General features: G+C 68.9%; 10 protein-coding genes, 2 tRNA genes and 1 pseudogene. 4 read left to right on the top strand and 9 right to left on the bottom strand.

Annotated features, from left to right (window positions below):
* The first annotated feature begins 145 nt into the window (after positions 1-145).
* Both C560_RS0111980 and C560_RS0111975 read left to right on the top strand, forming a co-directional pair.
* A complete protein-coding gene (locus C560_RS0111980) occupies positions 146-1,570 on the top strand; it encodes a cryptochrome/photolyase family protein (protein WP_026538392.1) in 1,425 nt (474 codons plus the stop codon).
* A 220-nt stretch (positions 1,571-1,790) separates the two neighbouring features.
* Positions 1,791-2,372, top strand: coding sequence for a dihydrofolate reductase family protein (locus C560_RS0111975; RefSeq protein ID WP_026538391.1), 582 nt, complete (start codon positions 1,791-1,793; stop codon positions 2,370-2,372).
* A 214-nt stretch (positions 2,373-2,586) separates the two neighbouring features.
* Here C560_RS0111975 and C560_RS0111970 read toward each other — a convergent pair.
* From C560_RS0111970 to C560_RS0111955, 4 genes are all read right to left on the bottom strand, one after another.
* A tRNA-Met gene (locus tag C560_RS0111970) sits at positions 2,587-2,660 on the bottom strand.
* Positions 2,661-2,994: 334 nt separating this feature from the next.
* Positions 2,995-3,068, bottom strand: a tRNA-Met gene (locus C560_RS0111965).
* Between the two features lie 289 nt (positions 3,069-3,357).
* A complete protein-coding gene (locus C560_RS0111960) occupies positions 3,358-6,357 on the bottom strand; it encodes a UPF0182 family membrane protein (RefSeq protein WP_026538390.1) in 3,000 nt (999 codons plus the stop codon).
* Between the two features lie 212 nt (positions 6,358-6,569).
* The gene (locus tag C560_RS0111955) at positions 6,570-7,718 is read right to left on the bottom strand and encodes a YlbL family protein (RefSeq protein ID WP_026538389.1); all 1,149 of its coding nucleotides are present in this window, start codon (positions 7,716-7,718) and stop codon (positions 6,570-6,572) included.
* Positions 7,719-7,975: 257 nt separating this feature from the next.
* On the opposite strand from C560_RS0111955, the gene C560_RS0111950 reads away from it, so the two are divergent.
* Complete coding sequence (locus tag C560_RS0111950) at positions 7,976-9,475, top strand: zinc-dependent metalloprotease (RefSeq protein WP_026538388.1); 1,500 nt, start codon at positions 7,976-7,978, stop codon at positions 9,473-9,475.
* Between the two features lie 7 nt (positions 9,476-9,482).
* Here the strand turns inward: C560_RS0111950 and C560_RS0111945 are convergent, their stop codons facing one another.
* The 3 genes from C560_RS0111945 to nudC form a co-directional block, all read right to left on the bottom strand.
* Complete coding sequence (locus tag C560_RS0111945; RefSeq protein WP_026538387.1) at positions 9,483-10,145, bottom strand: M48 metallopeptidase family protein; 663 nt, start codon at positions 10,143-10,145, stop codon at positions 9,483-9,485.
* Positions 10,145-12,247 carry an ATP-dependent DNA helicase UvrD2 gene (locus C560_RS0111940; RefSeq protein WP_026538386.1) on the bottom strand — a complete coding sequence of 701 codons (2,103 nt, stop codon included), beginning with the start codon at positions 12,245-12,247 and terminating at the stop codon, positions 10,145-10,147. The genes C560_RS0111945 and C560_RS0111940 overlap by 1 nt, the downstream gene beginning before the upstream one ends.
* Positions 12,248-12,407: 160 nt before the next feature.
* The gene (gene nudC / locus C560_RS0111935) at positions 12,408-13,385 is read right to left on the bottom strand and encodes an NAD(+) diphosphatase (RefSeq protein ID WP_231494328.1); all 978 of its coding nucleotides are present in this window, start codon (positions 13,383-13,385) and stop codon (positions 12,408-12,410) included.
* A 313-nt stretch (positions 13,386-13,698) separates the two neighbouring features.
* On the opposite strand from nudC, the pseudogene C560_RS21685 reads away from it, so the two are divergent.
* Positions 13,699-14,650, top strand: a pseudogene (locus C560_RS21685) (macrolide 2'-phosphotransferase); the annotation flags it as partial.
* A gap of 832 nt (positions 14,651-15,482) precedes the next feature.
* Here C560_RS21685 and C560_RS0111925 read toward each other — a convergent pair.
* A complete protein-coding gene (locus tag C560_RS0111925) occupies positions 15,483-19,157 on the bottom strand; it encodes an ATP-dependent helicase (RefSeq protein WP_026538384.1) in 3,675 nt (1,224 codons plus the stop codon).
* Positions 19,154-22,507, bottom strand: coding sequence for an ATP-dependent DNA helicase (locus tag C560_RS0111920; protein ID WP_051533136.1), 3,354 nt, complete (start codon positions 22,505-22,507; stop codon positions 19,154-19,156). The genes C560_RS0111925 and C560_RS0111920 overlap by 4 nt, the downstream gene beginning before the upstream one ends.
* Positions 22,508-22,516 lie beyond the last annotated feature (9 nt).

Raw genomic sequence — 22,516 nt, 5'->3', positions numbered from 1 at the left:
AGGATGCACGCATCCGTCCCAGGGGCCGGGCTCTGGCGGGCGAACCTGACACCTCAGGATCGCCCGCCGGAGCCCGGCCCTTGTTGTGCCGTGGATTTCACCGTACCGGCGCCCGCGCCGGCGGCCGCGCGTGTACCGTGGATCCATGTCTGCGACCCTTGTCTGGCTCCGTGACGACCTCCGGCTGGATGACAATCCGGCACTGGCGGAGGCCGCCGCCCTGCACCAACCCCTGACCGTCGTCTATGTCCTGGATGAGGAGTCACCCGGCATCCGGCCGCTGGGCGGCGCGGTGAAGTGGTGGCTCCACCATTCCCTTGCCAGCCTGGCCACCGCGCTGGAGGCCACGGGCTCGCGGCTGGTGCTCCGCCGCGGCCCGGCCGCCCGGATCATCCAGGACCTCGCGGTGGAGACGTCGGCAGACGCGCTGCTGTGGAACCGCCGCTACGGTGGCCCTGAACGCGCCGTCGACGCAGGACTGAAGAGCTGGGCCAGCGGGGAGGGCCTGAACGCCACGAGCTTCCAGGCGAACCTCATGTTCGAGCCGTGGACCGTGCGCACCGGCAGCGGGGGCCCCTACAAGGTGTTCACGCCGTTCTGGAAGGCCTGCTTGGCCGGCGCCGAGCCGCGGCAGCCGCTGGCGGCCCCGGACCGGCTGCCGGCCCCTGCACACACCCGCAGCGGCAGCCTGCCGGCGAGCGAAACGCTCGAAAGCTGGGGCCTGCTCCCCCGTAGCCCCGACTGGAGCTCTGGACTGGCCGGCACGTGGACACCGGGAGAAGCAGGCGCCCTCAGCCGCCTCGAGGATTTCGTGGACGGACCGGCGGCAGAATATGGCACCGGCCGCGACGTTCCGGGTGTCGAAGGTACGAGCCGGCTCTCGCCGCACCTGCGCTTTGGCGAAATCAGCCCCTTCCGGATCTGGCACACGCTGCGCCACAGCTTTGCGCGGGGGGCTCCGGCCGACGTCGGGATCTTCCGTTCCGAACTGGGCTGGCGGGAATTCTGCTGGCAGCTGCTGTACGAGAATCCTGATCTGGCGACGCGGAACTACCGGCCGGAGTTCGACCGCTTTCAGTGGCAGCCGGCGTCGGGCGACGAGCTCAAGGCCTGGCAGCAGGGCCGTACGGGCTACCCGATGGTGGACGCGGGCATGCGCCAGCTCTGGCAAACGGGCTGGATGCACAACCGCGTGCGGATGGCGGCCGCGTCCTTCCTGGTGAAGAACCTGCTGGCCGACTGGCGGCTGGGCGAGGCCTGGTTCTGGGACACGCTGGTGGACGCCGATGCCGCGAGCAACCCGGCCAACTGGCAGTGGGTCGCGGGCTCGGGGGCCGACGCGTCGCCGTACTTCCGGATCTTCAACCCGGTCACGCAGAGCAAAAAGTTCGACGCCGCCGGTCGTTACCTGCGCGGGTACATTCCCGAGCTCGCCGCGCTGGACGACAAAACTGTCCACGAGCCTTGGAAGGCCGACAGCGCCGCCACCAGCTACCCCGCGCCGATCGTGGACCTCGCCGAGTCCCGGGCACGGGCGCTGGCGACCTATCAGCGGCTCAAGGACGGCTGAGGGCCAGCTCTGGGCCCGTTGGGGGGGCTGGTTCAGGGCCGGCCGGTTCAGGGCCGGCCGTGTCGGGTAACGACCCGGTACGTCGAAGTCCGGCGGCGGTTCCTGCGCGAACATCCCGGCCATGCGCTGGACTGCTGGCCGCTGCAGGCCGATGATTTCTTACAAGAGCGAGAGCTCACGACACGCCAATTTGGGGGCACCCAGAGCAAAGGAGAGCCTCGTGGGCAAGGTGGTCATGTACAGCTCGGTGTCGGTGGACGGCTTCATCGCGGACGAGCACGACCAGCCCGGACCGCTGTTCGACTGGTTGTCCAGCGGTGACGTTCCGTTGGACGAGAGCGGCGAGTTGAAGGTATCGCAGACGTCCTACGACTACACCCGGCCGTACTGGGACCAGATCGGGGCGACAATCGTCGGCCGCCACGTCTTCGACATGACGGGCGGCTGGGACGGGAAGCCTCCGGGCGGGGTCGACCACGTGGTCGTCGTGACGCACCGGCCGAAGCCCGAGGGCTGGGACCCCGAGGGGTCGTTTCACTTCGTCGGCGGCGTCGAGGCTGCAGTGGCCAAGGCGCAGGAGCTTGCCGGTGACCGCCTGGTCGAGGTCGCCGCCGGCGACGTCGGTGGCCAGGTGCTTGCCGCGGGCCTGATCGACGAGGTGCGCATGGACGTGGCACCCGTCGTATTCGGGTCCGGCAAGCGCTACTTCGGGTCGATCCACGCGCAGCACCTGTTGGAGGATCCTGACGTGGTGATTCAGGGCAACCGGGTGCTTCACCTGCGCTACCAGGTGCGCCGTTGACCCATCGGAAGGGGCACGCAACGTAGTCCACCGCGAACGGTGACACAAGATCGGGTCTCCGGCCGCGTTTGCGCATCCTCGGAAGACCTCGACACCTGCCCCGGGACCGGCGCGCCAGCCGCCATCCAACCGGCGACTACACCCTCAACCGTGAAGAGCCCTTAAAGCGAAAGGTCCGGAACACTGTTTCCAGTGTTCCGGACCTTCTCTCCAGTTGCGGGGACAGGATTTGAACCTGTGACCTCTGGGTTATGAGCCCAGCGAGCTACCGAACTGCTCCACCCCGCGTCGCTTGATCAACTCTACCCTAGTTTCCGGACCGCCCTGACCACGCCCCCGGCCCGGCCCAGCCGCCGCCCGCCCTCCGGGGCGCCTTTGGGTTCCATTCCGGCCCCGGGTCCAGTGTCCGCGGCGTGTCCGTGTCAAAGTGCCCCCGGGCCGCGTCCGCCGGGCGGGAGCAGGGGCACCCGGGTCCGGTGGCTCAGGGTTCCGGCAGGACGCCCCTGGTACGGCCGGGATTCATACACGTTCTGTCCCATAACCCGGCTTCCGGACCGTCCCCCAGCCGCTTAAAGCAAAGGGTCCGGAACACTGTTTCCAGTGTTCCGGACCTTTTCTCCAGTTGCGGGGACAGGATTTGAACCTGTGACCTCTGGGTTATGAGCCCAGCGAGCTACCGAACTGCTCCACCCCGCGTCGCAAGAACAACTCTACCTGCCGGTGAACTTGAGGCCAAATCGAGGTGGCGTGATGTGCATCTCGCCACCAGCGAGCGTCCGCCAGCGTCCGCGCAGGTCCACCCGGCCCCGCCCGGTCAAGACCGGCCCCGCCCGGTCAAGGCCGCAGGGATCGACTCCGGTCCGTCTACGCCACAGGCCGGGCTTGCCTCTCCGGAGAGGGCAAACCCGGCCTGTGTCGGACCGTGCACAGCCGGCGCCCGGCCCTAGCTCAACGTCAGGAGCCTGCCAGCGTCAGCTGCGGACCGTTAGCCGCCCGCCGTCGCCGACGGCGTGGCAGAAGGCGTCGGCGTCGCAGTGCCAGCAGGGGCGGCCGGGGTTTCCAGCTTCGCTTCGGCCTCGAGAGCCTTTTGCAGGGCGGCAGCGAGCTTCTTCTGCTGGTCACCGTAGGTCGCAAAGTCGCCCTTCGCGAGGGCGTCCTGGCCGGCCTTGATCGCGGCATTGGCCTCGTCGAGCGCGGCCTTCAGGTCTGCCTTCGCGTCGGTGGTGCCAGGCGGCGTCGCACCCCCTGGCGTGGTGGGCGTGGCCGGCGTTTGTCCCTTGTTCGCCGAGTCCCCTGCCGCGGCCCCCGAATTTCCGCCGAACAGCTGGTTCAAGGCCTCGTCCAGGGTGGGCGCGAACCCGATCTTGTCGCCGAACGCCACCAGGACCCGCTGCAGCGTCGGGTAGGAGGTCTCACCCGTGGAGCGCAGATAGACGGGCTGGACGTACGCCATGCCGCCGCCGACCGGCAGGGTCAGGAGGTTGCCGTTGAGCACCGCCGACGCGCCCTGGCGCAGCAGGTTGAGGGCCTGCGAAACCGTGGGGTCGGAGTTGAACTTGTTCTGCGCCTGGCCGGGGCCGGGAACCTGGGTCTCCGGCGGGATCTGCAGGAGCCTGAGCTGGCCGTAGCTGTCCGCCTTGACGCCCTTCTGGTTGCCGGCGTCGGAGTCCGCGGCCAGGAAGCCGTAAAGCACGTTGCGGGCGTTGCCGTTGACCACCTGCGGGATGAACGATGACGTCAGCTGGAACGCCGGCTTGTCCTGGTCGGGCATCTTCAGCGACATGTAGTACGGCGGCTGCTTGACCTCGTCCTTGACGGTGGGGTCGTTGGGAACGGACCAGGCGTCAATGTTGGTGTAGAAGCTGTCCGGGTTGGTCACGTGGTAGCGGCCCAGGAGCTCGCGCTGGACCTTGAACAGGTCCTCCGGGTACCGCACGTGGCTCATGAGCGCGCCGGACATCTCCGAGTACGGCTTCACCGACGTCGGGAAGATCTTCTGCCAGGCCTTCAGGACCGGATCCTGGTCGTCCCAGGCGTACAGCGTCACGGAGCCGTCATAGGCATCCACGGTGGCCTTGACCGAGTTGCGGATGTAGTTCACCGAGCTGTTCGGCAGGGCTACTGTCCGGTTCGCGGCGGTCTGTGAGTCAGCCGTGGCGGCGGAGAGCTGCTCCTGCTGGGAGTACGGGAAGTACGGGCTCGTGGTGTATCCGTCCACGATCCACTTCACCCTGCCGTCGACGACGGCGGGGTACGGGTTGCCGTCAACGGTCAGGTAGGGCGCCACCTTTTCGACGCGGTCCCGCGGGTTGCGGTCGTAGAGGATCTGGGACTCGGCGTTCACGCCGTCGGAAAGCAGCAGGTCCGAGGACTGGAACTTGATCGCGTAGAGGATCTTGTTGAAGAAGCTGCCCACGTTCGGGCCGCCGTTGCCGGTGAAGGTGTACTGCGTCTCGCCGTCGCCTTCCTTGGCCGCGGGCCGGTCCTGCTCACGGTGCGGTGCACCGTCCGGGGCGCCCACGATCGAGTAGTCGGGCGAGTCCTGGCCGAAGTAGACGCGGGGCTGATACGTCGAATCGTTGCCGAGCGCACCGGTGGACGGGATGCCCGCCTGCAGGAAGTCCGGCTTGCCGTCCACGGTGAACTTGTTGCCCTTGGCGGCGACGACGCCGTAGCCGTGTGTGTACACGACGTGCCGGTTCAGCCAGGACTGCTGGTTCGTGGCCAGCCCGTCCGGGTTGAGTTCGCGGACGGCGATGACCGTGTCCTGGATCTTGCCGTCGATCTCGTAGCGGTCCACGTTCAGGGCGCTGGGGAACTGGTAGTAGGGCCGGTACTGTTCCAGCTGCGAGAACGCATCCGAGATCAGGTTCGGATCCAGCAGCCGGATGTTGGCGGTGGTCTGCGCATCGGGGGCCAGCGCGCCGGTGGTGGCGTTGGTGGTGGCGTTGTACCGCTTTTCCTGGACCTTATCCAGGCCATAGGCGGCACGGGTCATCGCGATGTTCCGCTTGATGTATTCGTTCTCCAGGGTCTGCTCCGAGGGCCGGACCTGGAACTGCTGGATGACCCAGGGGTAGACGCCGCCGGCCAGGATGGCCGTGATGATGAGCATGGCGGTGCCGATCACCGGGAGACGCCACTTGCCGATCACCGCGGCGATGATGAACAGCACGGCGACGATGGCCGCGGCCACGGCCAGGATGGCCTTGGTCGGAATGACGGCGTTGACGTCCGTGTACAAAGCGCCGGCCCAGCGCCCGCCGTTATTCTGCACGGTGGAGTAGCGGTCCAGCCAGAAGTTGATGCCCATCAGCACGAGGAAGGCGGCGCCCGTGACAGCCAGGTGGATCTGCGCGGCGCGGCTGGTGAAGATCCCGCGTTCCATGATCCGGATGCTGCCGTACAGGTAGTGGGTGAGGATGCCGGCAAGGCCGGCGATCACCGTGACGCTGATGAGGAACCCGGTGACAAAGCCGAGGAAGGGAAGCGTCATGAGGTAGAAGCTGATGTCGAGCCCGAACTGCGGATCGTTCTGGCCGAACTGCTCCTGGTTCAGGAACAGGAGCACTTTCTGCCACTGGCTGGCCGCGGCGCTGCCGGCGAACAGGCCAAAGAGGATGGGAAGCCCCACCATCACGACGCGCCGGATCGGTTCAAGCTGGGCCTGGTAGCGGTTGAGGTTGTCCCGGATTTCCGAGTCGGGGGCATACACCGGCCGCGCATGGTAGGCAATCCGGATGGCGAAGAAGACGGCCGTGAACATGACGGCGAAACCTGCCAGGAAGATCACAATCCTGGCGAGGTTCTCGGTCATGAACACTCCGAAGTAGCCCAGCTGCTGGTACCAGAGGACATCCGTCCAGACATTGGCGAAGAAGATGAATCCGACCACGATCAGGGCCACGATGATCAACGTCGGCGTCAGGGCGCCGCGTCGTGTCTGGGGTCTTCCGGGCGGGACAGTGCTGGCGGGACGGGACAAACTCGGTACCTCATAGCTGGTCGTACTGCTGGTTTTTAGTTATCAGTCGCTGCTGTGGCTCAGTCTGGCGACCAAGTGCCGGTGTTGCAGGGTTGATGCATTCTAACGGCCGTCGCCGCCGTTCCGTCAGGGCCCTGCAGCAGGGTCACGTCCGGACGGCGCGGCCGTCATTAGTGCCACGAGTGGGGGCGGCGCTTAGTTCCGCGGCCAGTCTAGTTGTTGGTGCAGACCGGCAGGCCCGATGTGTCGCCGCCTGACGCGGCCAGTTCAACTGCTTTGCGGGCCTCGGTGAGGTTCTCGACCCGGACCACCTGCAGTCCGTCGGGGATGTGGCCCACGACGTCTTCGCAGTTGGCCGCCGGCGCCAGGAACAGCGTGGCCCCGCCGGACCGTGCCCCTTGCATTTTCTGGGCGATCCCGCCGATGGGTCCTACGGCGCCGTCCGGGGTGATGGTTCCGGTCCCGGCGATGTGCTTGCCGCCGGTCAGGTCCCCCGGAGTGACGGTGTCAATGATGCCAAGCGCAAACATCATGCCCGCACTGGGGCCACCGACCTTATCGAGCGAGATGGTGACATCGAACGGGAACGTGAACTTGTACTGCAGCAAGACGCCGAGGATGTAGCGGCCCGCGCTGTTCTTGGCCGGAGTGATGGTCACCGGCACCCGTGCGCCGGAGCGTTCCACGATGACCTTGGCGGGTTTGCCGTTGCCGGCGGCCAGTTCCGCCTGGACCACGCCGAGCGCGGTAATCGGCTTGTCATTGATGGAGACAAGTTCGTCCCCTGCCTGCAGCAGCCCCTTTGAGGCGGAGTCGTCCGGGAGGCCGGCCACCTGCATCTTCTGCCCGAACGGAATCTTCAGTTCCTTCAGTGCCGAGGCGATGGCGTTCTCCTGGGAGGTGGTCATCGCGGTGGCGCTCTCCTGCTGGGACTGCTCCTTGGTGACGCCGGTCGGGAACAGCAGCTCCTGGGGGTAGACGGCTTTGGTCCCGTTCAGCCATGCCGAGAACGCCTCGACGACGCTGACCGGGCCGTTGGGACCGCCGTCGACATAGACAGTGGTGAGGTCCAGGCTGCCTTTGGCGGGATACGACTCATGGCCGCTGACGCTGATGACCGGTTTGCCGTTGTCCTGGCCGATGGTGTTGAAGGTGGGGCCGGGAGACTCGATCACGTAGGGCACCGGCAGGCTCACCGCTGTGATGCCCAGGGCGGCGGCAAGCAGCCCCGAGACCAGCATGGCCGAAGACCGGTTGTTGCGCGGGCGCCGCACGCCGGCGCCGGCCAGTCGCGCCCTTCTGCCCCGGGCAGGGCCGGCCGCTGGGTCGTTGGCGGGCTGCTCACCTTGGGTGATTGTCATTGAACGACCTCTCCGTGCCGGCACGAGACGCTGCGGCCCCGCCAGGACAAGCCCGAGAGGACACCGCAACCACGCACCAGGGCCGCAGCCTAACCCGAGGCTGCCGCATGCAAATATTCCAACTTCCAAGCCTACGCGCTTGGGACCCCGGACCGCTCTTTGCCTACAGCGAACGTGGCGCGGTTTCGGCAGACAGCCACTCTTGCACAGGGGTACCGTGAAGTTGAGAAGCAGCCACACCGACGATCGGCGGGATCATGACCTCCAACCCACTCAATCCGTCCAATGGCGACGAGGAACCCAAGGATCCCCTGGCCGAAATGCTCAAGAACCTGATGGGCGGGCAGGGCATGGGCAATATCGACCCGGCCGAACTCGCCAAGGCAGCAGGCCTCCCGGACGATCCAAACCTCCTGGCCCAGATGTTTTCCCAAGTGCAGGCGATGATGAGCGCCCCCTCGGAGGGGCCCGTCAATTGGCAGCTGGCGCATGAGAACGCCCGGCGGGTCGCCGCCAGCGGATCCGATCCCTCGGTCACGGCGCAGCAGTCGCGGGAGGTCGATGAGGCCCTTCGGCTGGCCGAACTGTGGCTTGACCAGGTCACCGGGCTTCCGGCCACGGGACTGATCGGCCGGGCGTGGTCCCGCGCCGAGTGGGTCGAGGAAACCCTGGGGACGTGGAAGCGGCTGACCGAGCCCGTGGCCAACAGCATCGCCAATGCGCTCTCTGCCGCCATGACCGAGCAGATGCCCGAGGAAATGAAGTCCATGATGGGCGGCGCCTCCTCGATGATCCAGAACATGGGCGGGGCGATCTTCGGCATGCAGCTCGGCCAGGCGATCGGCGCGCTCTCGGCTGAAGTGGTCAGCTCGACGGACATCGGCGTGCCCCTGGCAGACCTTGAAATGGCGCTCCTGCCGGCCAACGTGGCGAAATTCGGTGAGGGCCTCAGCCTGCCGGAGAACGACATCCGCCTGTTCCTGGCCGTGCGCGAGGCGGCGCACGCCCGCCTCTTCGTCCAGGTTCCCTGGTTGCGCGGGCACCTGCTCGGTGCGATCGAGGCCTACGCCCGCGGCATCCACATCGACACGTCCAAGATCGAAGAACTGGCACGCGAGATCGACCCCAGCAACCCCGAGGGCATCCAGGAGGCGCTCTCGCAGGGTGTCTTCATGCCGCAGCGCACTCCGGCCCAGGAGCAGGCCCTCGAGAAGCTGGAAACGGCGCTGGCCCTGGTGGAGGGCTGGGTGGACGAACTCACCTGGGGTGCGACCGAGAAGCTGCTGCCCTCCGCCGCTGCGTTGCGCGAAACCGTCCGGCGGCGCCGCGCCACCGGCGGCCCAGCGGAGCACGCGTTCTCCTCCCTCGTGGGGCTCGAACTGCGGCCGCGCCGGCTCCGCGAGGCCGCCACGCTGTGGGCCTTGCTCAAGGACGAGCGTGGGGTGGATGGCCGCGACGCCGTTTGGCAGCATCCCGACCTGCTGCCCACGGCAGAGGATCTGGAAGATCCGCAGGGCTTCAGCGAACGCCGCAAACTCGCCGAAGCCAGCGACAGCGAAGTGGACGACGCCCTGCAGAAGCTGCTGAGCGGAGGGTTCGACGAGCCGGCCGGCACCGACGCCACGGAACCCGAGGGCACCGCAGGGTCAGAGGGCACCGCGGAGCCCGGCGCGTCCGGCCAGGAATCGGCGGCCAAGGAAGACGACGACGACCGTCAGGACGGCGGTCCGGAAGACGGCGGCACGCCCAAGGCCTAACCGAACGCTAGTAGGCCCCGGCCGGGACTTCGGTTCCGTCCGGGGCTTCGTCGTATCCGCCGCCGGGCGCGAGGCCGCGTGAGGTCGCGAACGAGACCCCTTCCAGGAAGGCCTTGGCGCGCTCAGTCTCCGGGTACGCCGTCAGCAACCGCCAAAAAGCGGCATCGTGGCCGGCCACCAGGAGGTGGGCCAGTTCGTGGAGCAGCACGTAGTCGATCACCCACTGCGGCATGGGCTGCAGCTTCGCGGAGAGCCGGATGGTCCCTTCGGACGGCGTCGCGGAACCCCAGCGCGAATTCTGGTTGGTGACCCAGCGGACCGAGGAGGGCACCGCCCTGCCGCCCAGATACTTCGCCGACAGAGCGGCGGCGTGGGCGGCCAGGTCGGCATCGCTGCGGGGGCGCCGCCGGCCGGAACCAGGCGCCGCCCGGTCCCCCTGGCGCCGGAGTTTTTCCAGCATGCGATGGACCCACTCCCGTTCCTGGGCCCTGCTGAAGGAAGCGGGGATGGCGACGACGGCGGTGCCGTCCTCCCAGAACGCGGCGACCGTGCGGCGTCGGCGGGCAGAGCGGCGCACCACCACCGGGGCGCCGTCGGCGGTGGTCAGCGGTGTGGCCGCCGGAGCTGCGCCGGACTTCGCTGGACCCCCAGACTTCACTGGACCGGGCATCACTGAACCGTGCTTTCGGCCAGGACCGTCAGGACCGCCTCGCCGTACTTCTCCAGTTTGGACGGACCCACACCGGCGAGTTTGGCCAACTGCTCCAGCGATTCGGGGCGTGCCTCGGCGATGGCAGTCAAGGTGGCATCGGTGAACACGACAAAAGCCGGGACGTCGGCCTCAAGGGCAACGTCCTTCCGCCATTGCCTGAGCGCGTCGAACGTCTGTTCCTCGTAGCTGGGCGGGCACTGGTTGCAGCGGCCCACCTTGCGCTCCGCGCCGCTGGAGAGCATGCTGCCGCAGACCCGGCACGACGCCGGGACGGCCGCCTTCCGGCGCGGCGCCGGCCCCTTGCCCCGCAGGTGGGAGCTGGCCACCGAGTCGGGCCGCAGGCCGTCCAGGAAGCGCGAAGGCTTGCGGTTGGCGCGTCCGCCCGGTGTCCGGGCAGTGGACCAGGACAGCGACAGGTGTTCGCGGGCGCGGGTGATGCCGACATACAGCAGCCGGCGTTCCTCGTCCACCGCCTCCGGGGTGTCAGCGAACGAGATCGGCACGAGCCCCTCGCTCAGCCCGACCAGGAACACGGCGTCCCATTCCAGGCCCTTGGCGGCGTGCAGCGATGCCAGAGTGACGCCCTGGACGGTCGGTGCGTGCTGGGCCAGGGACCTTTCCTGGAGCTCGTTGACGAAGTCCGGGAGCACGAACTGCGGGCCCCTGCTGATCACGAGTTCGTCGGCCAGCGCCACGAGGGCGGCCAGCGATTCCCAGCGCTCCCGGAGCGCGCCGCCGCTGTGCGGCGCCGCGTCCGTGTAGCCCAGGGAGGCGACGATGTCCCGGACCAGCTGCCCGAGCGGCTCGGGCGTGGCGGTTTCGGCCACGGCCCGGGTGGCTGCCCGGAGCTGCAGGATGGCGTCCCGGACCTCCTTCCGCGCGAAGAACCGCTCACCGCCGCGCAGCTGGTACCCGATCCCTGCCGAGGCCAGCGCCTGTTCGTAGGCTTCGGACTGCCCGTTGGTGCGGAAGAGCACGGCGACCTGGCTCGCCGGAGTTCCGGCGTCGAGGAGTTCGCGGATCCGCGCGGCGACCGTGGCGGCCTCCGCCTCGTCATCCGAGCATTCGGTGAACCGCGGCACCGGGCCCGCCGGCCGTTGCGCCACGAGCTGCAAAGGCGTGGCCCAGGCGGCGTCGGCCACCGGGCCGCCGCTGCGCCGGCCGGCGAGGAGGTCGTTGGCGAGCCTGACAACCTGGGGCGTGGAGCGGTAGTCCCGGATCAGCTTGACGACGTGGGCCTCGGGATACATCGCTTTGAACCCGAGCAGGTGCTTCGGGGAGGCGCCGGTGAAGGAGTAGATGGTCTGGCTGGCGTCGCCCACGACGCAGAGCTCGTCGCGGCCGCCGAGCCACAGTTCCAGGAGCCGCTGCTGCAGCGGTGAGACGTCCTGGTACTCGTCAACGACGAAGTGCCGGTACTGTTCCCGGACGGTCGCTGCCACCTTAGGGTCCTCCTGAAGGATCCCCACGGTGATCAGCAGCACGTCCTCGAAGTCGATGACGTTGCGGTCGGTCTTGACGTCCTCATAGGACTGGAAGACCCGCGCCACGGCCGTCAGGTCGAAGCCGCCCGGGTTGCCGCGGCCCTGGGCATTTTCCAGATAGTTCGCCGGGGTCAGCATGGATACCTTGGCCCACTCGATTTCGGAGGCGAGGTCCCGGATGGAGGCGCGGTCCGTGCTGAGCCGGAGCCGCCGCGCGGCCTCCGCAATCATCTGTGCCTTGTGGTCCAGCAGGTTGGGCAAGGTGCCGCCCACCGCCTGCGGCCAGAAGAACTGCAACTGGCGCAGCGCCGCGGCGTGGAAGGTGCGGGCCTGAACGTTGCCGACGCCGAGGTCACGGAGCCGGCTGCGCATCTCGGCGGCAGCCCGGGCCGTGAAGGTGACAGCGAGGAGCCGTTGCGGGCTGTACACGCCTGAGTGCACGCCGTAGGCGATCCGGTGCGTGATGGCGCGGGTCTTGCCGGTGCCGGCACCGGCCAGGACACACATGGGCCCCTGAAGGGTGCTGGCGACCTCGCGCTGCTCGGCGTCGAGGCCGCCGAGGATCCGTTCCTCCAGCGAGCGGCCGTCAGGTTCGGGGGCATCGCCGGCCGGGGCATCGCCCGACGTCGTGCCGCCGGACGGTTCCCCGCCGGGGATGGTGCTGAAGTTCAATTTCTCTGTGGTCACTTTGCTGCTTAGTCGGTAGTCGGTGTCCTGCGGATGGGGGCAGGCCTGCTCAGGCGCTGTCCGCGGCGTCCTGAATGACGCCGCCGTACCAGTGTTCAATAAGGGACCGGGCAATGGAGAGCCTGCTGGAAATGACGATCTCGCCGCTGAGGACGGCGTCCTGGAGTTCGCTCCGGCTGAACCAGCGCGCCCTGGTGACCTCGACGCCGTCGGGCCGGGCCTCGGTGTCCGGCGTGGTGGCCGTGAAACCGAGCATCAGGGAGGCGGGAAACGGCCAGGACTGCGATCCGAGGTACTGGGACGCGGTGACACGAACCCCGACTTCCTCGCCGATTTCGCGCTGCACGGCCTGTTCGAGCGACTCCCCCGGCTCGACGAAGCCGGCCAGGGTCGAATAGTTTCGGGCGTCGAGCGGGCCGCCTCCGCCCAGCAGCAGTCTCCCGTCGGGGCCTACCACGGTGACGATGATGGCCGGATCCGTCCGGGGGAAGTGCTCGGAGTTATCGGCCGGGCAGCGCCGGACCCAGCCGCCGGCTTCCGGCTGCGTGGGAGTGCCGCAGCGCGGGCAGTGCGTGTGGGTGGAGTGCCAGTTGGCGATGGCGCTGGCTTCGATGAACAGCGCAGTGTCCGTGGCGTTCAGGCGTGCCGCGACTTCGCGAAAACCCACCCACTGCGCATCGCTGGAAACGCCGGCCACGTGGGCCTCGAATTCCTCGGCCTGGACTTCGAACTGAACGGGGAGGACAAAGAGGACGAGCTCGGTGCCGGCGTCGAGGTCCGAACCCGCCAGGGCGGAACCGAGGTAAATCACGTGTTCGGGAGCATACGGGGTGTTGGCCAGGTGCCCGGAGAGCTCGGCAGCGTTGAGGAGCACGAGGCTGTTGCCGCTGACGAGGGCCTGCCGGCCGGAGAGCACCATGGCCTGCGCCGAGCCTGAACCGACCAGTTCCGCGAGCATGCCGGGTTTCCCCCGCGCCGCGGATCCACGGTCGATCAGGGCCGGGCGCACGGGAAGGACAGTCTCCATAAGGTGGTTTGCCGGCAGGAGATGCACCGGCGGGGCCGCACCGTCGGGTGCCGGCGATTCGGAGGGGGTTTGCTGTGATGCCGATGACGATCCTGGTGACGATGCCGGTGACTCCGCAAGACTCATATACCCACCGTACTGACTCGGGCAGACAATTGACATTTGCCGGTCATGCCGCCGGGAGCTCCACGGCGTGTGCGGGACAAGCCGTTTGCCCCGGATTCAGCGCCGATTTAGCGCCGATTTGTCCCCGATCTCAAGACTCGCCGGAGTGCATCGCCGTCTTGAGCGCCGCTCAATCTACCGTGGAAGGGTGAGAAGGAAACCAATCGAACTGGCAGCCGTAGCAACGGCGGCGGTACCCGGCCTGACCCCGACCGCCGTCAGCTCTGCGCCCGACGATCCGGCGGACTTCGACGCAGCCCTCCTGCTGGACTCCGAAGGCAAGCGTTGGCGCGTCCGCTCCCCCCGGCATGCCGAAGCCAGCGCCCGGCTGGAAACCGAATTCCTGGTGCTGCGGGCCTTCGCTCCCGGCATCCGGGCCGAGCTGCCGTTCCTCATGCCCACGGTGGCGGGAACGGTCCGGCAAGGCCAGCTCAGCACGTTCGTCTATTCGCACCTGGCCGGCGCCACCCGCTCCTTGGACGAGCTCAGCAGCGGCTCCCCCGCGCTGGCCCGCGAAATCGGGGCGGCGCTGGCCGCGATCCATGACCTCCCGCGGTCGATCGTGAGCAACGCCGACCTGCCCAGCTACACGCCCAACGAATTCCGCCAGCGGCGCCTGAATGAACTGGATCAGGCGGCCACGACCGGAAAGATCCCGCCCCTGCTGCTGCGGCGCTGGGAACACGCCATGGAGGACGTTTCGCTCTGGCGCTTCAATCCCTGCGTCGTTCACGGCGACCTGCATGAGGACAATCTGCTGGTCGAGGGCGAGCGTGTGACCGCCGTGACGGGCTGGACCGACCTGCGCATCGGCGACCCGGCGGACGACATGGCCTGGCTCGTCGCCTCGAACGAACAGGACTTTGTGAACGCGGTCCTGGATCACTACACCGCCAGCCGGCGCGACGTTCCCGACGCGCACCTGTTGCGGCGGGGCGCGCTGTCCGCGGAATTCGCCCTGGCGCAGTACCTGGTCAAGGGCATGGCCGCCGGCAACCAGGACATGATCGACGAGGCTGAATCCATGCTCGCCACACTCGCCGAGGACGTGGCGGAACACGGCGGCCAGCCGATCAGTGTGGAACCGCTGCCGGCCGCGGCACCCGTACCCGGCACAGATCAAGCCAACGCCGAGGCCGGCGTTCATGTCGACACGGCGACGGCGGCGGTCCCGTCCGCGCCCGTCCCTCCGGCCAACGGGACTGCGCCCGCCGTCAGCAAGGTCACGCTGCTGCCCATGGAGCCGGTACCCGGTACCGCTCCGGCTGGCCATGCCACTGCCGCCAGCAGTGCGAGGCCTGCGGTGCATGTCACGCCTATCCCCCGGGAATCGGAGACTGACGAACCGACGGCTGTCCCGCAGCCTGCCCCGGACACAGTGCAGCACACAGACGCATCCAAGGGCACAGCCAAGGACACCGCCGCCGACGCAGGCGCCCAGGTAAGCGCCGGGCCGGGTGCCGGTAAGGCCGCAGGTGCGTCCGCCGACATCACCGCTGTCCCCGGCGCCCCCAAGTCCTCCGAGTGCTCCGAGTCCTCCGAGTCCTCCAAGTCCTCCAACGCTGATGGCGCGCTAGACGGCGCCCCGCAGGCGGGGGCTCCGGACCCGGACACCGGGGCAACCGGTACGGCCAGTGAAAGCGACGCCGGGGCGGCGGTTTCCGGCGGCGACACGTCGACGCAATCGATCGCCGTCGTACAGCCGGACTCCGCCGTGCACCCGGACTCCGTCGTAAAGCCGGACTCCGCTGTGCAGCCGGACTCCGCTGTAAAGTCGGACTCCGCTGCGGGGCCCGGGGCCGGTGACAACACGTCGACCGCCGCCATCACGGTGGTCGACTCCGCCTCCCGCTAGCCCCGGCTGCCGGCCGGTTTGGGTGCACTGCCCCGACCGGCTCGTTCGGCGGGTGTTCCCTGGCCGGCTGAGATTCGCTAGGTGCCGCTCGCTGCTGCCGTCCTTCCCAGCGCCGCCGCCACGATTTCCTCAAGCTTTTCCGCTGATCCGAGGTCGTGCGGGCGGACCACCTGGTTGTCGGCCACGTAGTAGAAGGCGGCCCGGACATCCTCCAACGGGACCCCTTTAAGGCGGGCCCAGGCCAGGCGATAGACGGCGAGCTGGACTGCTTTCACCTTCAGCTGGGCAGCCGACGGGCGGCGGCCGGTCTTCCAGTCCACAAGGTCCCAGCGGCCGTCGGCATCGCGGAACACGGCATCGATCCTGCCTCGGACCACGACGTCGCCGATCCGCGTCTCGACCGGGACCTCAACGTGGGCGGGGGCGCGGTGGGCCCACTCGGACTGACGGAAAGTTTCCACCATGGAATCCAGGCCGTATGCCTCGTCGATGTGGTCGTCAGCGCCGGCGGCCTCACCCAGGTCCAGCATCCCGGCGGCCCCGAAGTATTCCTCCACCCAGGCGTGGAATGCCGTGCCCTTGCGGGCCGACATCCCCGGTTCGCGCGGGACCGGCCTGCGCAGGCGGGCCACAACGGAACCTGCGTCATCTTCCAGGTCCACGAGAGTCGACGCCGAGATATGCCCGGGCAGATGCACATCCTGGAGCACCGAACGCCGCGAGCGGCGTTCCAGCAACGTGGCCGCCTCCTGCGCCCACCCGGCTGCAGGACCGCGCAGGACGGGACGTTTTCCGACCTCCGCGCCGTCCGCCGCGCCCGGGTGAGTCCGGGCCGCAGCCGGGCCACCATCACGGTCCCGCCACGGGACGCTGCCCAGGCCAAGGCCCGGCTGGGCGTCCGGGCCGGCGTCCATTGCCTGCAGGACGCGGGCAGCTGCGGATTCCATGGCCGCCCGCCGACCCGGGACAAGCCGCAGCCGTTTTCCCGTCCGGGGGTCATGCGGGCCCTCCAGCGGATCATAGGGCCACGCGGCGACTTCGAGTTCGGAGGTCAGGGGGCTTTCGGCCGGCAGTGCGTCCTCGCTGACGGACAGCGGATGGATTTCGGCCGCGCCTTCGGCGGTAAGGCCCTCGAGCCCGGCAAGGAAGGGAGACATCTCCGCCAAACCCGCCCGGGACCCCACCCACGCCGCACTCGATAGCCAGAGCACGTGTTTGGCACGGGTGTACGCCACGTAAGCCAGGCGCCGTTCCTCGGCCTCGCCGTGCGCCTGGACGGCAGACTTGAACTCCTTTTCGGCGTCAAGCCAGCCTTTTTGGTCCGGCTGGTCCAGGTCCCATTGGGGCAAGTCGGTGCGGTCGCCGCGCAACGGCCACGGCAATGCCGCACTGCCGCTGCTCCACCGCGAGTCCCGGCTGCTGGGGAACGCCCCGGAATTGAGCCCGGGAACGAACACGACGTCCCATTCCAGCCCCTTGGAGGCATGCACTGTCAGCAGCTGGACGGCTTCGTGGTTCACCTCCGGCGCTGCGGCATCCAGACCGTTTTCCTCGGCCGCCGCGGCTTCCAGCCATGCGAGGAACGCCAGGACGTCGACCCGCTGGGAGGTGTGCAGGAATCCGGCCGCTGCGTCCTGGAAGGCGTCCAGGTTGCGGCGGGCCTGATGGATGCTGGTCCCGGGCCGCGCCGCAACTTCGATGTCCAGGAGCATGGCCCGTTCGACCTCGCCGAGCAAAGTGGTGAGGTCGTCCCCCATGTAGCTGCGCAACTGCCGGAGCTCTTCCGAGAGCCGCTGCAGACGGTCCCGGGCCTCCGGGCTCAGTCCGCGTCCGTGCGCCGAGATCCAGCCCTCGCGGGGCAGCCAATCCAGAGCCTCGACCAAGCTGGCCGAATCGGTGATGTCGCCTTCAATCACTGCGTCGTCGATCGCGTCCTCGGCGGCACGCCCGTCATCCCCGGCACCCTGTCCGGCGTCTCCGGCGTCCAGGCCGCCGGGGCGGCCCCGACGGCGGGCCAGGAAACTGGACCAGTCCCGCAGGGCCATCAGGTCCGCCGGGCCGATCCGCCACCGCGCGCCGGCCAGCAGGCGCATGAGGGAGTCCGAACGGCCCGGGTCGGCCAGAACCCGGAGCGTAGCGACAAGATCGACGATTTCCGGCGTGTCCAACAGCCCGCCGAGCCCAACGATTTCGTAGGGAATGCCCCGGACTTCGAACTCGCGGCGAATGCATTCCATCTGTGCCCGGCGCCGGCACAGGACAGCCATGGCCGGCGGAACCGGGTCGGCGGAGTGCGCGGCGTCGAAGTCCGTCACGCGAAATTTCAGCACGTCGCCGGCGATCGCCGCGGCCTCGGCTTCGTCCGTGGCGAACCGTCCCATCACCACCCTGCCGTCCACCGCGGCGGGGCTGGGCTGCAGGGGCGGGACCTCGACGGCGTCGGCGCTTTCCCGGGCCCCGGCGGCCCCGAGGTTCGCCGCCGCCTTGCTCAGCGGCGCCGAAATGAGGTTGGCCGTGGCCAGGATGTTGCGTCCGTTGCGCCATGCCGTAGTCAAGTAGGAAGTGGGCGCCACGGCAAAGCGCCGGGTCTGCCCACTGCCTTGGTCGCCGCTGCCCTGGTCCCCCTCGCTGCCGCGGCCGGTGTCGGGACCGTCCCCCCTGACGCCGACGAGGACCGGGAATTCGCGGACGAAATGGAAGAGTTGCCCGGCGGACGCTCCCCGGAATCCGTAGATGGACTGGTTCGGGTCGCCCACCGCGGTGACCGCATGGCCGTCGCCGAAGAGCCGGGAGAACAGCACCAACTGGGCGTGCGAGGTGTCCTGGAACTCATCGAGCAGCACCACCTTGTAGCGCTGGCGCTCCGTTTGGGCGGCGACCGGAATCTCGTTGGCCACCCGCGCCGCCAGGGCCACCAGGTCACCGAAGTCCAGGGCGCCGCGGGCGCGCTTCGCCTCGGAATAGCGGCCCACCATGTCCGCGACGCTGGCCCGCGTGCGCAGCATCGCGCTGAGCTCGCCCGCAGCCTGGGTGGGGTTCTTCTTGGCTTCAGCGACGTAGGGGAGCGACTCGAACTCGGCGACACGTTCCAACAGCCAGCCACGGACGTGGGCCGGGTCCTGCAGATGCTCCGAGCACTCTCCCGCCAGTTGGATCACGGCCTTGACGAGCGTCGATTTGGCGGACCGGAAGTGTTCGTAGTCCCCGTCAAAGGCTTCCACCACCTCGCTGGCGAGCTGGAACGACTGGGCGCCGCCGAGCAGCACGACGTCGCGTTCGACGCCGAGGCGGAGACCATAGTCGGACACAATGCCGCTGGCATACGAGTGGTAGGTGGAGACCTTGGGTTCGAGCGCATCCGCGCTCAGCAGCCCGGCAGGGAAGAGCGTGTTCCCGGTGTCGGCCGCCGCGATGCGCGCCAGCGCGGCCAGCTTGGTCCGGATCCGCGAGGCGAGTTCACCCGCTGCCTTGCGGGTGAAGGTGACGCCGAGGACTTCCTCCGGCCGGACCCAGCCGTTGGCGACGAGCCACACCACCCGGTCCGCCATGGTGGCGGTCTTCCCCGATCCCGCCCCGGCGATCACGAGCCGCGGTGTGAGGGGCGAGGAAATGATCAGGGACTGTTCAGCCGTGGGGCTGTTCCCCTCCCCCAGCAGTGCCGACAGCTCTTCCGGGCTGAACCGCGGGGCGGGAAGGGGAGCCGGTGCCGGTTGCGGGTCGGTCGGGCCGGGTGCCGGCGCCTCGGGGCTCATTCAGTAACCTGCTTTCCCCGCACGCACAGCGGGCACACTTCAGGGAGCCGGCAGCCGTGGCCGCCGTGGCCTCCCTTGGACGGATCGTGGCGGGCCTGGAAAACGCTGCCGGACATCACGCGGGCGGCGTCGCCGACCATCTCCAGTGCCCAGTTGTCCTGCGGATCCAGCGGTGCCTGTGCCTGGATGCCGGGGCTCTTGGTGGTGGTCCCCAGCTGGGCCAGGACGGCTCCGCCCGGCAGCGGCGGCGGACCGTCGTCGGGACCCGCGAAGCCGCCGGCCAGCACAGCGGCCTGATAGGCGCCGAGCTGCGGGTGCCGGTCCAGATCCGCTTTGCCGGGCTGGCGTTTGCCGGTCTTGAGGTCGATGATCACCAGCCGGCCCTCGGCGTCGATCTCGAGCCGGTCGACCTGGCCACGGAGCACGGCGGGCCGCGCCGGACCGGTGCTCCCGCCGTCACCGGACTCGGATCCGGCCTGCGAGGCAGGGGCCTCCGCCGGAACGTCCGGCAGCTTCACCTCAAAATCCTGTTCGACGCCGACCAGGCTCCGGCCATCGCTGCGCATCACCAAGACATACTGGGCGAGCTTGCGGACCATGGACTCGGCTCGCTGGAAGTCCAGTTTGCCTTCCCAGTTGTCCTTCATCCCCAGTGTGGGCCAGCGCCGGACCAGTTCGGAAACGTATTCGCTTCCCGAGGCGTCCGGCATGTCCTGCGCGATGGCGTGGACCAGCGTTCCCAGGCTGCGGGCAAAATCGGTTGCGGCTTCTCCGCCGGCGGCCTGGACAAACCAGTCCAGCGGCGATTTCTGCACGGTTTCGACCTTCGAGGGCGACACGAACACGGTACCGCCCGGCGGAACCACCGGCTCCGCCGAGGACAGCTCCGCCAACCCCCACCAGCTCGCGGGGTGCGCGCCCGGAACCGGCGGCTGGGCCGTGGCCAGGCCTCCCAGCACGGCCGCGGCTTCCACCGATTCGGCCGCCCTCGGGTCGAGCTGGGCGTACTGTCGCAGTTCCGCGACCAGCGCCCGGAGGGTCAGGGGGCGCTCGACCGGGGTAAAGCCCCGGCGGTCCTGCCCCGGCCGCAGCGGCGCCACATAGTCCAGGAAGGAGGACGGCTGCTCATCCTCCGAGGACACCGCCGTGCAGATCAGCACCTCCCGGGCGCGGGACACTGCCGTGGAAAAGCTCCGGAGCTCGTCATAACGGATTTCGCGCAACCGGCTCTGGGGATCCAGCCGCAGCGCGTACTCCACGCCGTGCTCGACGGCGTCGGCGAACAACGTGCTGCCGAGCAGCTCGCCGCGCAACCGGGTGTTGGGCCACACGCCTTCCTGAAGTCCGGGCACAATCACCACCGGCCACTCCCGGCCCGCCGCGCTGGCAGGGGTCATGAGCTCCACCGCGTCTTCCTGCTGCGCCCGCGCCGCAAGGGTATCCATGGGAAGTTCCTGGCTGAGCAGGTATTCAAGGAACTGCTCCGGGCCGGACCCCGGCAGCTGGTCCACAAAACGTTCCGCGGTATGGAACAGCGCCATCATGGCGTCAAGGTCACGGTCGGCCCGGGCACCGGCCGATCCTCCCGCGAGGGCTGCGTCGGTCCAGCGGGAGGCCAGGCCGGTGGAATGCCAGAGCGCCCAGAGCACCGTTTCGGCGTTGCCTCCGGGAGCCCCGGCGGCCTCGCGCCCCGCGGCGATCATCCGGGAGATCCGGCGAGCCGAGTGCCCCTCGATGCCCGGCGTTGCCAACGCTCCCGGCTCCAGCAGGGCCTCCACCAGGAGGGCGTCGCTGGTGCGTCCGCCGCCGCCCAGGAGTTCCTCCCGGCGCAGCGACTGCCGCAGCCTCCGCAGTTCAATCGACGTGGCGCCGCCTATCCGGGACGTCAGCAGGGACACGGCTGACTCGGGTGTGAGCGCGGCAGGGTCCAGGGCCACCGCATAGGCATCGAGCAGTGGACGGACCGCGACCTCGTCCCGGACGGCGGATTCGGCGACGGGAATCCGGACCGGAATCCCCTGCCCGGCCAGGTACCGCTGCAACTGGCTGAGCTGGCCGCCGTTGCGCACGATCACGGCAATGTCCCCGAGTTCCCGGGCGTCGTTCAGCTGGGCTTCAAGGATCCGCTGGGCCACATACCGCAGCTCATGGACCGGGGACGGCAGCAGGTGGGCCTCGACCGTCCCCGCGCGGCCGTCTGCTGTTCCCTCCGGCGTCGGGACTGGTTGCCCGTCCGGTGCCGGTACTGGTTCGGGCTGTTCGAGCCGGCGGGCAGACTGGCCGCCGGACCTGCGGGAGATGCGCCCGGCGACCGACAGCCAAGCCTCTGCCACAGCCGGTACCTGCCGATGCGCGGTCCACAACGGACGTTCCAGGATCGCTCCGTCAGGGGCCAGGAGGCCGGGAAGCTCCGCTACGAGATCGGGACGTGCCCCGCGGAAGCCCTGAACCACGGTGTCCGGCGAGGCAGTGATGATGGCGTCCTTGCCGGCGGCGATGTCTGCGAGCAATTCGAAGACCGCCGGGTTCGCCTCCTGGATGTCGTCCACGAGAATCAGCTGGAGGCGGTCGCGTTCGGCGGCGAGGAAATCGGGCGAGTCCTGGAAGATCTGGCGCGCGGCAGTGATGATGCCGGCGGGGTCGAAGGCCTCGGGCATGCGCAGGTCCAGGACATCGCGGTACTCGGAGTACAGTGCGGCCGCCGGAATCCAGTCCGGCCGGTTGCACTGTCGCGCCAAGGCTACAAGGTCCTCGGCCGTCCGCCCGGATTCGATGATCCGGTCAAAGAGCTGGCGCACTTCCTGCCGGAAGCCGCGGGTCCGCAGGGCGGCGTCCAGGTCCTCGGGCCAGGGCAGTTCCAGACCGGGCAGCGCATGGCCCTCCAGCAGTTCCTTGATGATCAGGTCCTGTTCCGGGCCGGAGAGCAGCTTCGGCTGGCGCGGAAGCGGCAAGAGGCCTTCGGCCTTGGCACGGCGGATCAGATCGAAGGCGTATGACGCCCAGGTCCGTGCCGGCGTCGTGCTCAGGCTCCGGTCCAGGCGGGCCGTGAACCGGTCGCGGAGCGTATCCGCGGCGAGCCGCCCAGGAGCCAGAATGAGCATCCGCTCCGGATCAAGGCCGTCGCGCAGGGTGCGGCGGACGGCGGCCTCGACCAGGACCGTCGACTTGCCGGTGCCGGGTGCGCCGGGCACCAGCACGGGGCCGGAGCCGGGCGGGACCTCGACGGCGGCGAGCTGGTCCGGCGACAGCACCGGGACCGCACTGTGGTGGGTCCGGGGCGGCAACAGGCGCAACCCTGCTCCCGTTGCGTGCCCCGCCCCGGGAAGGGGACGGGACCCGGACCGCTGCAGGCTGGGTTC

Source organism: Arthrobacter sp. 9MFCol3.1 (assembly GCF_000620385.1).
In the GTDB taxonomy this organism is placed as follows: Bacteria; Actinomycetota; Actinomycetes; order Actinomycetales; family Micrococcaceae; genus Arthrobacter.
The sequence above is the reverse complement of the archived record's forward strand: the minus strand, read 5'-3'. Positions and strand labels throughout refer to the sequence as shown.